General features: G+C 69.5%; 17 protein-coding genes. 1 reads left to right on the top strand and 16 read right to left on the bottom strand.

What is annotated here, in order from left to right; all coding sequences use genetic code 11:
* Positions 1–117: 117 nt before the first annotated feature.
* From ACQ66H_RS06715 to ACQ66H_RS06725, 3 genes are read right to left on the bottom strand one after another with little or no spacing between them, the layout of a single operon-like run.
* Positions 118–549: a hypothetical protein gene (locus tag ACQ66H_RS06715; protein ID WP_430433338.1), complete on the bottom strand. Its 432-nt coding sequence runs from the start codon at positions 547–549 to the stop codon at positions 118–120.
* Between the two features lie 4 nt (positions 550–553).
* Complete coding sequence (locus ACQ66H_RS06720; protein ID WP_430433339.1) at positions 554–895, bottom strand: hypothetical protein; 342 nt, start codon at positions 893–895, stop codon at positions 554–556.
* On the bottom strand, positions 892–1,671 hold the full coding sequence (locus tag ACQ66H_RS06725) for a peptidylprolyl isomerase (RefSeq protein WP_430433340.1): 780 nt from the start codon (positions 1,669–1,671) through the stop codon (positions 892–894). The genes ACQ66H_RS06720 and ACQ66H_RS06725 overlap by 4 nt, the downstream gene beginning before the upstream one ends.
* Positions 1,672–1,885: 214 nt before the next feature.
* On the opposite strand from ACQ66H_RS06725, the gene ACQ66H_RS06730 reads away from it, so the two are divergent.
* Positions 1,886–2,119, top strand: a complete 234-nt coding sequence (locus ACQ66H_RS06730; RefSeq protein ID WP_430433341.1) for a hypothetical protein — start codon at positions 1,886–1,888, stop codon at positions 2,117–2,119.
* A gap of 36 nt (positions 2,120–2,155) precedes the next feature.
* On the opposite strand, the gene ACQ66H_RS06735 is transcribed toward ACQ66H_RS06730, so the two are convergent.
* From ACQ66H_RS06735 to ACQ66H_RS06795, 13 genes are all read right to left on the bottom strand, one after another.
* On the bottom strand, positions 2,156–3,139 hold the full coding sequence (locus ACQ66H_RS06735; RefSeq protein ID WP_430433342.1) for a S1 family peptidase: 984 nt from the start codon (positions 3,137–3,139) through the stop codon (positions 2,156–2,158).
* Complete coding sequence (locus ACQ66H_RS06740; protein ID WP_430433343.1) at positions 3,136–3,936, bottom strand: quinoprotein dehydrogenase-associated SoxYZ-like carrier; 801 nt, start codon at positions 3,934–3,936, stop codon at positions 3,136–3,138. Before ACQ66H_RS06740 ends, ACQ66H_RS06735 begins: the two co-directional genes overlap by 4 nt.
* A complete protein-coding gene (locus ACQ66H_RS06745) occupies positions 3,936–4,466 on the bottom strand; it encodes an SRPBCC family protein (protein ID WP_430433344.1) in 531 nt (176 codons plus the stop codon). Before ACQ66H_RS06745 ends, ACQ66H_RS06740 begins: the two co-directional genes overlap by 1 nt.
* 3 nt (positions 4,467–4,469) lie before the next feature.
* On the bottom strand, positions 4,470–5,471 hold the full coding sequence (locus tag ACQ66H_RS06750) for a hypothetical protein (RefSeq protein WP_430433345.1): 1,002 nt from the start codon (positions 5,469–5,471) through the stop codon (positions 4,470–4,472).
* Entirely contained in the window at positions 5,468–6,076 is a 609-nt protein-coding gene (locus ACQ66H_RS06755; protein ID WP_430433346.1) for a hypothetical protein, read from the bottom strand. Before ACQ66H_RS06755 ends, ACQ66H_RS06750 begins: the two co-directional genes overlap by 4 nt.
* Positions 6,064–7,044 (bottom strand): vWA domain-containing protein, encoded by a 981-nt coding sequence (locus ACQ66H_RS06760; RefSeq protein ID WP_430433347.1) that lies wholly within the window; start codon positions 7,042–7,044, stop codon positions 6,064–6,066. The genes ACQ66H_RS06755 and ACQ66H_RS06760 overlap by 13 nt, the downstream gene beginning before the upstream one ends.
* A gap of 7 nt (positions 7,045–7,051) precedes the next feature.
* Positions 7,052–7,963 carry a hypothetical protein gene (locus tag ACQ66H_RS06765; protein WP_430433348.1) on the bottom strand — a complete coding sequence of 304 codons (912 nt, stop codon included), beginning with the start codon at positions 7,961–7,963 and terminating at the stop codon, positions 7,052–7,054.
* A 29-nt stretch (positions 7,964–7,992) separates the two neighbouring features.
* A complete protein-coding gene (locus ACQ66H_RS06770; protein ID WP_430433349.1) occupies positions 7,993–8,838 on the bottom strand; it encodes a VWA domain-containing protein in 846 nt (281 codons plus the stop codon).
* Positions 8,835–9,857, bottom strand: a complete 1,023-nt coding sequence (locus ACQ66H_RS06775) for an AAA family ATPase (RefSeq protein ID WP_430433350.1) — start codon at positions 9,855–9,857, stop codon at positions 8,835–8,837. The genes ACQ66H_RS06770 and ACQ66H_RS06775 overlap by 4 nt, the downstream gene beginning before the upstream one ends.
* Before the next feature lie 139 nt (positions 9,858–9,996).
* On the bottom strand, positions 9,997–10,278 hold the full coding sequence (locus ACQ66H_RS06780) for a methanol dehydrogenase (protein ID WP_304000921.1): 282 nt from the start codon (positions 10,276–10,278) through the stop codon (positions 9,997–9,999).
* 77 nt (positions 10,279–10,355) lie between these two features.
* Complete coding sequence (moxG, locus tag ACQ66H_RS06785; RefSeq protein ID WP_425762499.1) at positions 10,356–10,835, bottom strand: cytochrome c(L), periplasmic; 480 nt, start codon at positions 10,833–10,835, stop codon at positions 10,356–10,358.
* On the bottom strand, positions 10,832–11,671 hold the full coding sequence (moxJ, locus tag ACQ66H_RS06790; RefSeq protein ID WP_430433351.1) for a methanol oxidation system protein MoxJ: 840 nt from the start codon (positions 11,669–11,671) through the stop codon (positions 10,832–10,834). The genes moxG and moxJ overlap by 4 nt, the downstream gene beginning before the upstream one ends.
* Before the next feature lie 54 nt (positions 11,672–11,725).
* On the bottom strand, positions 11,726–13,552 hold the full coding sequence (locus ACQ66H_RS06795; RefSeq protein WP_430433352.1) for a methanol/ethanol family PQQ-dependent dehydrogenase: 1,827 nt from the start codon (positions 13,550–13,552) through the stop codon (positions 11,726–11,728).
* Positions 13,553–13,560: the final 8 nt, after the last annotated feature.

A 13,560-nucleotide genomic window follows, 5' to 3' on the forward strand; every position in this document is an offset into this window, starting at 1 on the left:
GTCTCCTCGGTCCACCATGGCGTGTGGCTGTCGCCGCACCGCGCGGGATGCTGCGGCGCACGGCGTACAGACCAGTCATATCGACGGCGGGGGACGACAACTTGAATCGGCAGGCCTTCAGTCCGCTGGTGCCCGGCAGGCGGCCTGCGGCGCGTCGCTGACGCCGAAGTCGCCGATCGCCCAGGCCAGCCGGGTGCCGTGGGTGCGGTTGAAGGCGTCCATCCAGGTCTCGACCGCGTCGCTCAGCGCGCGGGCGCCCGCACTGTCCGGGCGCAGGAAGTCGGCGTGCGGTACCGCGCGGGTCAGCTGCATCACCTGTTCGGCAATGCCCTGCATGAAGGCGTCGATCGGGAGATCCGCCGGGGCGGCGCCACCTTTCACCACCTCGACGCCCGGTCGGGCGAGCAGGCTCAACGTGTGGCCGTCCTGCGTGCAGGCGCGGATCAGCCGGTCGGTGCCGGCGCGTACGTAAGCGCGCTCGGGCGGCGCCTCCGCCTGGGCGCCGGTCGTCGCCACGACCAGCAGAATGAGTGCAAGTGACTGTTTCATCGGTTCATTGTGCTTCGCCGGTCGGCAGGAAGCGGGCGTCAACCACTGTCCAGCGCTGGGCGCCGGAACGGGTTTCGGAACAGCCGAGCTGGCGGATGCTGCCGTCCGGTGGCAGGTCGTGGCGGCTGCGGTCGGCGGTCAGCACGTCGAGGTACCAGCGCTCGACCCACACCCGCAGCGTGCGGCTGCGGTCGCGATTGCGCAGGCCGGTCATCGTGCCGCCCAGCTGCACGCAATGCGCTTCGGGCTCGGCCACCCATTCGAGCGCCGCGTGCGCCGCTTGATCGACCTCGCCGGCCGCGGCCGTGGCCGAGCACAGCGCCAGCAGTGACCAGGCTGCCCTCACTTCACCACCGCGCGCGCCTGCAGCTCCTTCACGTAGCTGCGCCATTTCTGCTCGATCAGCGACTCGACGATGCGCGGCTTCACGTCCTCGAAACGTGGCGGCTGCGCCGGACGCACGTCCTCCAGCCGGATCAGGTGCCAGCCGGCGCCACTGCGCACCGGGGCGTCGCCCACCTTGCCGCGCGTCATCTGCGGCAGCGCGGCGGCGAATTCCGGCGAGAACTGCCCCTCCGGCGTCCATTCGAGCAGGCCGCCGGCCGGCGCGCTGTCGCTGTCCTTCGAGTGGGCCTTCGCCAGATCCTCGAAGCGGGCGCCCTTGCCCAGCTGGGCCTGCAGCGATTTCGCCTGTGCTTCGTCGGCGACCAGAATGTGGCGCACCCGGTATTCGCGCTCGCCGGCGCGACTCGACAGCGTGTCGTAGACCTTGCGCACCTCGGCGTCGGCCGGCTGCGTGTTCAGGAAGAAGTCCTCGCGCAGCGCGTTCAGCAGCGCCTGCTGGCGCATGAATTCGATGCGCGTCTTCAGCGCTTCGCTGCGGCCGAGCTTGCGCTCCGCCTCCTGCGCCAGCACTTCGCGGCCGATCAGTTCCTCGCGCGCCTGGCGCGACAGGTCGGGCGAGGCCGGGCGGCCCTGGCGGATCTGTTCCTTGATGATGAAATCGAGCTGGGCGCGGGGTACCGGCCGGCCGTTGACCGTGACAACGGTGTCGGTGGCGGCGACGGCCGGCAGGGCGACGAGTGTGGCAAGGGTGGTGGCGAGCAGACGGCTGCGATGCATGGCTTCGATGTGCGGACGTGACGGAAAAGGAAAGCACTATCCGCGACTCCGGATGCCGCTGCAGGCGGTGTCTGCCCCGGATTCCGGTGAGGATGTCCCGACGGCCACTGACCGTCTTTCGCTGCGGGGGCTTGTTGCGGCGCACGAAAGGATTACGCTGTCGGTTCTCGTAAACACCCGCTGCTCACGAGGCGGCGGCACAGGGAGAACCCTTATGTCCAAGCACCAGAAAACCTTCGAGCTCACGATCCGCCACATCGACCTGATCGAGGACGCCCTGCGCGACAAGATCGGCTGTCTGGCCCAGGTCGCGGTCGCCAGCGGCGACGTGGCCGCGAGCGCCAACAACGACGCACTGATCCACGAACTGAACGAGCTGCTCGGCAGCCTGCACAACCAGAAGATCTTCTACAGCCAGGTCAACCGGACCGGCGTACCGGCGGGCTGAGCCTGCCCAGGCGAGTCAACGCGCCGCCCGGCGGCCTCACTCGCCGCGCGGTAGCGGACGCAGCCGTGCCAGCGCCGTCGTGCTGGCGGCGACGGCTTCGTCCAGCCCTTCGCTGCGCGCCCAGGCGGCGATGCGGGTCAGTTCGATCTCGCTGTCGCGCGCGCCCTCCAGCGCCTGCTGCAGGCACTGCGACATGCGCGTCGGCCGCGCCAGTGCACGGGCAGCCCGGGCGCACATCAGCGCGGCGGCCGGCGCGTGCGGCTCGGCGGCCATCCACTCGTCGGCCATCTGCGACACCGTCGGCCAGTCCTTGCGCGACAGCGGTTCGAGCAGGCGCATGAACCAGGGCTGGTGCGCTGGCAGTTGCGCCCACAGCGCAGACCCGGTCAGCGGCTTCGGTGCCTCCTCCGTGCGTTCGCGCAGGCGGTCGGTCCAGTCGGCCGGCATCGCGAAGTATTCGGTGCGGCCGGCGCTGGTCAGGAAGGTGGTGATGCCGATCAGCCGGCCTTCCTCGTCGAACAGGCCGCCGCCGCTGGCGCCCTGCAGGAAGCCGGCCGAGGTCTGGATGACGTGACTGCCGCCCGCCGCGTGCAGATCGACGATGAGGCCGCGCGCGAAATGCGCTTCCATGCCGCCCGAGTAGCCATGGGCGAGCACGCGTTCGCCCAGCGTCAGGCTGCGGGTCGGGTGCAGCTCCACCGCCGGGTAGGGCAGCGGCTCGGCGGTGCGTAGCAGGCAGAGGTCGCGCGACACGTCGGCGCGCTGGCCGACCACCGCGTGCCGCGCCAGCCCGCGCGACAGCACGATGATGCGGGCGTGGCGGGTGACGTGGCAGTTGGTCAGTGCGCTGTCGGGCCCGATCACGACGGCCGAGCCGACCGACAGATTGTCGTCGTCGCCCAGCGCCGACACCTTCAGCACGGCGCGCGACATCTTCATCAGGGCTTCGGCCGACGGTGCGGCGCTGGTCGCGGTCGAGGCGCCGATACAGGCGGCGGCGATCAGCAGCCGGCGTTTCACGGCGTGGTGGCGTCCGGCGGAAAGCGTGCATCGAAGCGGCGTTCTCGACTGTCGCCGACCTGCACGTCGAGTCGGCGCGCATCGGTGGCGATGCCGAAGCGCAGATAGGGATTGCGGCTGATCGAGATGTCGAGTTCGGCGTCGAGCAGCGGGCGACCGTCCTGCCGCACACGCAGTTCGCGCACGTAGTCGGCGGCGACGTAGCCGCGCGTGTCCAGATCGACTTCGAGGCCGGAGTGGTTCGGGTGGCGGATGCGCAGCTCCACCTCGCTGCGCGCGCCGGCGACGTCGAAGCGGCGCATCGACATGCGGCCGATCGCTGAGTCGCCGTCGTCGGCCGGACCGATGGGCGCCGAACAGCCACCGGCCGCGCGCACGAAGTGCTCGGCCATGTAGAGCCGGCCGTCGTCGGTTTCGCCGATGGCGCGCACCGTGGTGTAGCGCTCGACGCGCAGCCGCGTCTCGATGCTGCCTACGACCGGGTCGTGCAGCGTGAAGCGTGCCGCGAGCGGCGACGGGTTTTCGTTGACCAGCAGCCACAGCGTGCGCAGCGCGCTGCCCGCGGGGCCCACGCGCAGCGCGACCGGCACGATTGAAGCGTCCTCGGCGCGATCGGGCGCCTCCAGCGCCAGCACCGCGGGGTCACTGCCGAAGCTGCGCTCGCCGAACAGCGCGCTGCGCATCTTCGGCCAGGCCGCGTCGGCTGACGCCGGCGGCAGCGCACCGACGAACAGTGATACGGCGAGCAGCCAGCGCAGCGGTGAGGCCGCCGTCCGCAGTGTCGGCAGCGCGTTCATCAGGGTTTGGCGGAGGCTTCGATCTGCGTGCGCACCGCGTCGAGGCCGGGGCGCATCAGCGCGCGCAGGGCCTTCACCGCGCTCTCGTCGTCCATGCCGGCGGCCGGGTCGTTGCCGGTGTCGGCGCGGTAGCCGCGCGCCTGCCACACCAGCTTGCTGCCGCCGCCTTCGGCCTTGACGGTGAGCCGGCCGGAATAGGAACTGACCGGCAGCACGGCCGGGTCGGCGTTGCCCGAGCGGTAGTTCATGCTCATTGCGGCCGCGTCGTAGTCGTCGAGCTGTTCGGTCACGGTGCCGGTCGGCAGCGTCAGCGTGCGGGTCGAACCGGCTTCGTTGCCGCGGTCGGCCGACGAAGCCTTGATCGCCGGATTCCACTTCGCGATGCCGGCGAAGTCGCCGACCACGGCCCATACGGCAGCCGGCGGCGCGGCGATGACGACCGACTCGTCTATCTTCTGCGGCGTCGGTCCGTGCGCCATGGCGAGCGGTGCGAACAGTGCGAAGGTGAGGACGGACAGCGGGGCTTTCATGGATCAGGCACTCCTGAAGGTGAACAATCGGTGGGCGCGGCGGCGGACGGCGGACGGCGCCGGTGCGAGGCTGGCAAGCAGCGCGGCGAGGCCGGCCAGCGCGAGCAGCGGCCGCAGCGCGAAGCGGGTGTCGGCGACCCGGCCGCCGGGCAGCGCGCGCAACTGCGCGGCGATCTGCTCCGGCGAGCGGGCGACCGCGACGCCGAGACCGGTGCGCTGGGCGAGGTCTTCGAGCACGTCGTCGCGGCGCAGCGACAGGTGGTCGTTGTCGGAGCCGGGCGCGCGCTGTGGTGCGTTGCGCAGGTCGCCGCCCAGCTTTTCCATGTCGAGCACCGACAGCGTCGGTGCGCCCGCGCTGGCGAAGCCGGCGGTGTCTTCGGCGGTCCAGTAGCCGTCGATGCGGCCCTTCTCGCCCAGCTTGGGTACCGGTTCCGGCTGCTCGCCGCCGACCCCGAACAGCACGCCCGGCACCTCGCCCGGTTCGCCATCCCAGGCCGGAATGCGGCCCGGGTGCAGCGCCGGCGCCTGGTGGCCGTCGGTGAAGAAGGCGAGGGCGGCGCCCGGCGTCATCCGGCGGATGTCGTCGAGTGCGGAATAGGTGCCGTAGTACAGATGACTGTCGGCGGCCCAGGCCATGCGCCAGTCGATGTGGCCGATGGCGTCGTTCAGCGCGGCGCGGTCGATGCAGACGTTGACCGGCATCAGCAGTGGTTGCGTGCGCCGCTCGACGAAAATGGATACGCCCACCTGCGTGCCGCAGGGCAGACGGTCGAGTGTGGCGATGGCCAGCTGCTTCGCGTGGTCCAGCCGGCCGATGCGGGCGTCGGCCGGGCCGACGTCGCGGGTGTTCATGCTCTGCGTGATGTCGAACACCATCATGTAGGTGCCGACGCGCCGTTCGACCTGCACCGCCGGATCGAACAGCGCCACGCCAAGACAGGCACTGGCCGCGGCGAGCAGCCAGAAGCGCGCACCGCGCCCGCGCAGGGTGTCGGCGACCTTCAATGCATGCCTCGCGGTGCGCCGACCATTTCGGTCCACGCCGCCTTGTCCGGCAGCGCGTCGTCATCGACCTTGGTTTCCTTGCCGTCCTTGCGCCAGTTGCGCACTTCGTAGTCGGGTACCAGCACCTGCGCCAGTTCGAAGTTGTAGCGCGTGCCCCAGTCCTCCGGCTGTTCGCGCAGCGCACGGCGGTAGCCGGTCTTGGCCAGTTCGACCAGGGTGATGGCGCGCGCAGCCGCACCTTCGCCGGTGGCCACCTCGATCGCTCGCCGCAGATAGATGTTGGCGGCATTGACCCGGGCGGCACGCGCCAGCAGCGGATCGCCGCGCAGTTCGGCCTGTGCCTCGGCTTCGCTGTAGGCGGCCAGTGCCGCGTCGTTATCGCGCTTCCGGTCCAGCGCCACGGCGCGGGCGAACAGCACCATCGGTGGCGCGCCGGCGTCGGCCACGCCGTCGCGCATCTGCCGGTTGGCATCGTGCGCCCGCCAGCCCTGCCACAGTGCGTGCAGGCTGGCGGCCGCGGCGAGTGCGGCCAGCAGGTAGAGCAGTGCGGCCGAGCGGCGGCGCAGCAGGTGAAGGAGTGCGGACGGCGACATCAGCGGGACCATGCGGGAACCTCGAAAGTGCGGGCGGCCAGCAACAGCAGGCTGCAGGCGAAGGCGATGCCGATGAACAGTCCGCCGAGGTCCTGCCGCGGCGGTGTTTCGCGGTAGCGCAGCGGCTGGTTCTGCAGACGGGCGACGTCGGCGATGGCGCGGGCGAGCGCGTCCGGCGTGTCGGCTTCGTACAGCCGGTAGGGCACGCCGAGGTCGCGGAAGTACTCGTTCAGGAAGTACTCCGGTGCCGGATCGAAGCCGGCTTCCGGGTCCGGCGGGTCGGACGGGCCGCGGCCGCCGGCGGTGCGCAGGAAGATCCAGTACAGCGCGCTGCGGTTCTCGGCGAACAGGCGGCGGATCTGGTTCTGCTTGCGCACGTCGATCTGCGCGGCGCCGTCGGACACCAGCAGCACCACGCGCGAGCCGGTCACCGGCTTGTCGCGGAACTGCTCGAGCGACATCGTCAGGCCGGCGGCGATATTGGTCAGCCCGACGCCGGGCGCGGCCGACGCGCGTATCGCGGCGCGCACCGCGTCGTGGTCGGCGGTCAGTTCGAGGCCATGCACCGGCGCCGTGCTGAAGGACACCACGCCGAACAGGTCGCGCGGACGCTCGCGCACGAAGTCTTCGAGCAGGCGGGCGGCGGCGCGGCCCTTGGCTTCGTCGCCCTGCTGCGCGCCACGACCGGCGAAGCCATCGCTCATGCTGGCGCTGCGGTCCAGCGTGATGACGACGTGGGCGCCGGTGCCGACGCGCTCGACGTCTTCGCCCTGACGGTGCGGACCGGCCAGCGCAATCACGCTGCCGAGCACCGCCAGTGCGCCCAGCAGGCGCAGCGAGACGGCCAGTGCGCGCGACGCCGGATCGGCCGGCACGCCAAGCAGCCAGCCGTGCGGCAGCGTGCGCTGGCCGTGCCACAGCAGCGGCAGCAGCGCCAGCAGCGCAGCCCACAGCCAGTGCGGATGATCCAAGGACATCATGCTGCGCTCACGCCGCTTCGACGACGGCGGACGGGCTGACCGGACGCCGACGTATGCTGAGCCGCTCGCGGTCGCGCAGTGCCGCCAGCAGCGGCAGCAGCGCGTCGGGCTGCGTGTAGCGCGGGTCGGCCGGCAAGCCATAGAAGCAGGCGCGCGAGGCGGCGAAGGCCGCTTCCAGCGCCGGTGCCTGGTCGGCGAAGGCCGGGTGGGCGGCGATGAAGTCCGGCAGCGTGGACGCGAATACGGTCTGCCCGGCACTTTCGTTGCACGCATGGTGCAGCGCGCGGAAGGCCTGTTCGAGCGCTTCCGCGTCGTCGCGGCCGCGCAGCGCGCGCACGCTGCGCCAGGCGCGGGCGAACGGGCGCGCGCGTTGCGCGCCCAGCCGGCCGGCCACCCACAGCGCGGCCAGCAGCAGTGCCGCCGCAGCACCGGCCCAGCCCAGCGCACGCGCGAGCGGTGCGCCGCTGTCGAAGGCGGTGGCGCGGTAACCCGGATGCACGCTGCTGACAATGTCCTTCTTCGACGCCCAGTGCAGCAGCGGCGCCGTGCTCAAGTCGAAGGCGGGCACCTTGATCTCGGCCACCGCGTTGTCCTTGCGGAAACGCAGCACGGTGGGAGACAGGCGCAGCGTCTGCGGCGCGCGCACGCTCTTCATCAGTTGCCATTCCAGCGTGTAGACGCGGCAGTCGGCACAGCGCCCGGGCGCGTCGGCGAGGGTGAGGCTGCGCAGTTCGAACTGGCGGTCGCCCTGGCCCGGCTCCGGCAGACCGTCGCGGTCGGGTGCCCAGCCGGGCGGCACGCTCAGCGTCAGTGCGACCGGCAGCGTGTCGCCGATGCGGTAGCCGAAGTTGCGCGGCCATTCGATCTGCTTCAGCGTCACCGTCGCCATCGCCGGCAGGGCGTACAGGCACAGCAGCAAGGAAAGAAGTGCAGGGACGGAGGACCGTTTCATGTCTGCAGGAAGTAGCGGTTGAACTGCACCGGATCGATGCGATCGTCGATGAACAGCGGCGGGCGTCCATGGCGCAGCGCGATATGGCGCAGCCGTTCGCGCCGCGCCGCCTGCGCCTCGTCGAAGGCGCGGGCGAGGGCCGGGCGCTGCAGCAGCAGTCGCTCGGCGCCGCTCTCCAGGTCGCGCAGGCGAGCGATGCCCCAGCGCGCAGACGCGTGCTGTTCGCGGCTGTCGCCGAGTACCACGGTGACCACGTCGTGGCGGGCGAGACTGCCGAGCACGCGGTTCAGGCGCTCGTCCGGCATGTGGCCGTCGGTGAGCAGGAATACCAGCGAGCGCCGGCGCGGCAGCAGCGGGGCGGCTTTGAGCAGTGCGCTGTTGTCGTCGCCATCCGGCACGTGCGCGCGCAGACGGGCGAGCGCGGCGCGCGCGCCGGCGGCGCTGCGGCAGGGTGGCAGCGCCAGTTCCGCACGGATGCGGTGGTCGCAGGCGATCAGTGCGAACGGATCGCCGATGCGCCAGGCGGCGTGCGCAATCGCCTCGGCGAGTTCGGCGGCGAGCGCATGCCGGTGCGTCGCGCCGCGGTAGTCCATCGAGCGCGACACGTTGACCAGCACCACCACCGGCACCACGGCCTGCTGCCGGAACAGCCGCACCCACACGCGCTCCGAAGGGTCGCGCAGCGTCGCCCGCAGGTCGAGCCGGCGCGCGTCGCGGTTGCCGGTCAGCGGCACGCTGCGTTCGAAGTCGTGCCCCGGGCCGGACAGCATGCCGCGGTGCGCGCCCGGCGTGACCGCGCGACTTCGCCAGCGCAGCGCGTAAGCGAGCGCGGACGCTGTCATGGCGAGGCGACCTGGCGCAGCACCTCGGTGACGAAGGGGCGGGCGTACAGCGGGCGCTGCGTCTCGTACACCGGGTTCAGACACAGGCGGTGCGCAATGGCCTCGAAGAACACCGCGTGCAGGTCTTCCGGCACCAGGCGGTCGCGGCCTTCGAGCCAGGCGTGCACGCGGGCGGCGCGTGCCAGCATGGCGACGCCACGCGGGCTGGCACCGGACAGGATGAACTGGTCGATGTTGACGTCGGACAGCTGCACGCCGTACTGTGCTGGCTGGCGCGTTGCCAGCCAGAGGTTGACGCCGTAGTCGTCGAGCGCCGGGCTGGACTGCACGGTGTCCTGGATGGACTGTGCGACGTCGTTCAGTCGCGTGTGGTCCAGCATGCCGGGTTCGACGCTGGAGATCAGCGCGTCGGCGTCGTGGAAGCGGGTGTCGAACATCAGGCCGCGCAGCTGGTCGCGCGCGTCCGGCGCTTCGACCGACACTTCGAGCAGGAAGCGGTCGCGGGCGGCCGAGGGCAGCTCGAAGGTTTCTTCCCGTTCGACCCGGTTGCGGTCGGCGAATACCTGCATCCAGGGCAGCGTGTATTCGCGGTTGAAGGCACTCACCGTGCGTTCGGCCATCAGGCGCAGCAGCAGCGCATGCACCTGCGGGCGGGCGCGGTTGATCTCGTTGAAGAAGAACACCGCCAGTTCGCTGCCCTGCGCGATCAGCGGGCCCGGCTCGACGCGCGGGCGGCCGTCGTCGCCGACGTAGGTGTGATAGACGAGGTCGCCGGGCATCAGGTCCACGGTGCCTTCGATGCGCTGGTAGGCGCCGCCGATGCCGCGCGCCACCGCCTTCAGCAGCGTGGTCTTGCCGACGCCGACATCGCCTTCGAGCAGCACGTGGCCGCGGGCGAACACGGCGATGGTCATCAGTCGCACGGTGCGCGGCATGCCGACCAGCACCGCGTTGAGCTGGCGCTCGAAGTCGAGCGCACGGACCCGCCATGCCGACAGGTTAACAGGTTCGGAGTGCATCCGGGATTCCAGATCGGGTTGGCCGCGAAGGCGCGGCTGGGAAGGCGTGACGGACGGCGCGCAGCACGCCGCGTTCCGCGTGGCCTTCGGGAACCCGGCCGGACGAGAGGGAGCTCGTCCGGCCGGGAAGACGCGACGATCAGTTGACGTCGTACTTGAAGGTGCCGGTGGCGTTGAGCTGCTCGACGCGCTTGGCATTGCGCGCCTCCATCTGTTTGATGGAGTCGCCCTGCTTGGACAGTTCCTTGGCGTCGTGCTTCGGGTCGTACTTGGAGCCGGCGACCTTGGCCGGATAGCCCGGCTTCGGCTCCCAGCAGTCGCCGGCCGCCTTGCACTTGGTGCCGTCGTAGGCGTGGGCGCCGCCGGCCAGCAGCAGGAGTGCGGAAGTGGCTGCAAGACGGGCTGCGGTGCGGATCTTCATTGTCATTCCTCCGTGGTTGTGATGTGGGTGCTGCACGTGACGACCCGGACGGGGCCGGGCCGAAAACTTCGCCTTCCTCAGTTCGCCTGCTTCCACAGCGCCTTGGCCGGATCGCCCTTGTAGACCGAGCGGATCCAGCTCATGATCACCAGGATTTCGTCCTGCGACAGGTGCCCGCTCTGCGGCCCCATCATTCCCTGCAGACCGCCGTAGATGCTGGAGAACAGGCCGGCGTCGGTGGCATTCGCCGGGTAGGTCCAGTAGTCGTCGGCCAGGCCGGGGCCGAGCTTGCCCTCGGCGTGGTGGCCGTGACAGCCCGAGCAGGCGGTCGAGTACAGCGACTCGCCTTCGGCGATCTTGGCGGCGTCGGTGTTGTAGGGGTTGATGCCCGTCTGTTTGAAGGACTTCACTGCGGGACTTTCCTCCTTGCCGGAGAAGTCGAGCGGCGAACCTTCGATGATGTTGTAGAAGCGCGGCGGGCTGCCGGCGGCGATCGCCGTGGCGATGGCGCCACCCATCAGGGTTGCCGCGACCAGTTTGCTGACTTGAAACTTCATCCCTTGCTGTCCTTGTTTCCTTCGGCCACCGGGTGCGGCGGCAGAATCTGTATGCCTTCGGCGCGCAATACGCCCTCGATGTCGTCGCGACTGCGCGCGAGCGCGGCTTCGATGCGGGCCAGCAGTGCGCGGTCGTCCTTGCGCACGGCGATGGCGGTGTCGAAGTGGAAATGCACCGGTTCGCCATTCGACTTCGTGGCCTGTGCCGGTACCTGAGTGACCTTCAGCGGCGTCGCTGCGCTCTTGATGTAGCGGGCGACCGACGGTGCCCAGGCCACGGCGACGTCGATCTCGCCGGCAGCGAGGTCGCGGATCAGCTTTTCGCTGTCGTAGCGCACGTAGCGGTTGCGCGGTGCCTTGTTGCCGCCGAGCGACATCATGTAGCGGAAGCTGTCGGCATAGCGGCCGAGCTGCACCAGCATCACTTCAGCCGGCGTTCCGGGTATGACGCCGATGTGCGCGGTCTGCAGCGCCGGGCTGTCCCAGCCGGTCACCTCCTGGCCGAAATCGGCGCGGGTGACGAACACATAGCTCGAACGGTAGTAGGCGCGGGTCGTGGCGACGCGGGGATCGCCCGCATCGACGCCGAGCATGACGTCGCACTTGCCCTTGTCGAGCAGGTCGCGCACCACGTAGCGCGGGTCGCTGAAGCCGACGCGCTCCAGTTTCATGTCCATGGCCGCCGCCAGCTTTTCGGCGATGCGGTCCTCGAATCCTTCGCCCCGCTCGTTGGCGTAGGGCATTTCGTTGTCGGCCGCGCACACCTTGAGCGTGCCGGCGGCGTGCGCGACGCCGCCGAGCGCGCACAGCAGCGCTGCAATGAGGGTCTGTTTCATCGTGGATCTCCTGCCTGAAACGGGCATGGCGCGTGGCGCCATGCCCGGTACGTCTTACAGCGAGAACACCATCACGCCGCCGCCCATCTTGGTGTACTGCTGGAGCTCCTTGAAGGCGCCCACTGCACCGAGACCTGCGGTCGGGTCGGTCAGGTCGAACACGAGGCCGACGCCGGGCCAGCCGCCCACACCGTAGTAGATGGCGACGTACTGCTTGCCCTTGTGCTCATAGGTGACCGGGTGGCCGATGACGCCGGACGGGAGCTTGAATTCCCACAGCGTCTTGCCGTTGTCGGCGTTGACCGCCTTGATCATGCCGTCCAGCGTGCCGTAGAAGACGAGGTCACCCGCGGTGCTCGTGGTGCCGCCCCAGACCGAGAACTTCTCGTCCTTGACCCACTTGAACTTCGACGTCTTGACGTCGTAGGCCTTGACCTGACCCATGTTGCCGTTGTTGCCCGGGGTGGCGTACATGTTCAGCGTGGCGCCGACGAAGAACTGACCTGCGCGGTAGGGCAGCATGAACGGCTCCCAGTCCATGCAGATCATGTTGGTGCCGAGCATGACCAGTTCGCGCTTCTTGTCGATCGAATCGTGGCCCTGGTTGTGGTAGCCCATGGCGGACGGGCAGATGCCCTTGGCCAGGTGGTCCATGCGGGTCGAGTACTCGGGGTCGCGGATGGGCACGCCCTTCTTCATGTCGTAGCCCTTGAACACGTTCACCGACGGATCGATCTTGTCGGCGCGAACGAGGTTGCCGTTCTCGCGGTTCAGGGTGTAGACGATGCCGTTGCGGTCCGGGTGGGTCAGCAGCTTCTGCTTCTTGCCGTTGACCACCTGGTCGGACAGGCCGATCCAGTTCACGCCGGCGTAGTCCCACTCGTCATGCGGCGTCTTCTGGAAGGCGAACTTGGCCTTGCCGGTCTTCACGTCGCGACCCCAGATGGCCATCGTCCACTTGTTGTCGCCCGGGCGCATGGTTTCGTTCCACGGTGCCGGGTTGCCCGAGCCGTAGTACATCAGCTTCAGTTCCGGGTCGTAGGCGTACCAGCCCCAGTTGGTGCCGCCGCCGATCTTCCATGCGTCGCCTTCCCAGGTCGAGGTGCCGAGGCCCTTCTGACCGTAGTGCGGGTTCGCCATGTTGAAGTCGTCAGCCAGCAGGATGTCCTCGTCCGGGCCGGTGGCGTAGGCGCGCCAGACCTGCTTGCCGTCCTTGATGCGGTAGGCGGTGACGTAGCCGCGCACACCCAGCTCCGCACCCGACGAACCGACGATGACCATGTCCTCGACCACCATCGGTGCCTGCGTCAGCGTGGAGCCGACCTTCGGGTCGGAGTTCTCCATCTTCCACAGTTCCTTGCCGGTCTTGGCGTCCAGCGCAACGATGTGGCCGTCGAGCTGGGTCTTGAAGATCTTACCGTCGCCGTAGGCCAGACCGCGGTTCACGACGTCGCAGCAGGCGACTGCGCGGACCGATGCGTCCTGCTTCGGCTTGTGTTCCCACAGGATCTTGTTCGGGTTGTCGAGATCGATCGCGTAGGTGATGTTCGGGAAGGGCGTGTGGATATACATGATGCCGTTCACCACCAGCGGACCACCCTCGTGGCCGTGCAGCACACCGGTCGAGAAGGTCCACGCGGCCTTCAGGTTCTTCACGTTGCTGCGGTTGATCTGCTTCAGGCCGCTGTAGTGGCTGTGGTCGTAGTCCTTGCCCTGCATGACCCACTGACGATCGTCCTGCGACAGCTTGATCAGCTCGGCGTTGGCGAGCGCGGCACCCGATGCGGACGCCAGCGCGAAACCGGCGATCGCGGTGGCGACGGCGCGGCTCAGACGTTTCTTGTGCAGACCGGTCCGGCCGGTTGCTCTTTTCAGTGACATAGCGGTTT

It is taken from the genome of Methyloversatilis sp. (assembly GCF_965284615.1).
Classification (GTDB): domain Bacteria; phylum Pseudomonadota; class Gammaproteobacteria; order Burkholderiales; family Rhodocyclaceae; genus Methyloversatilis.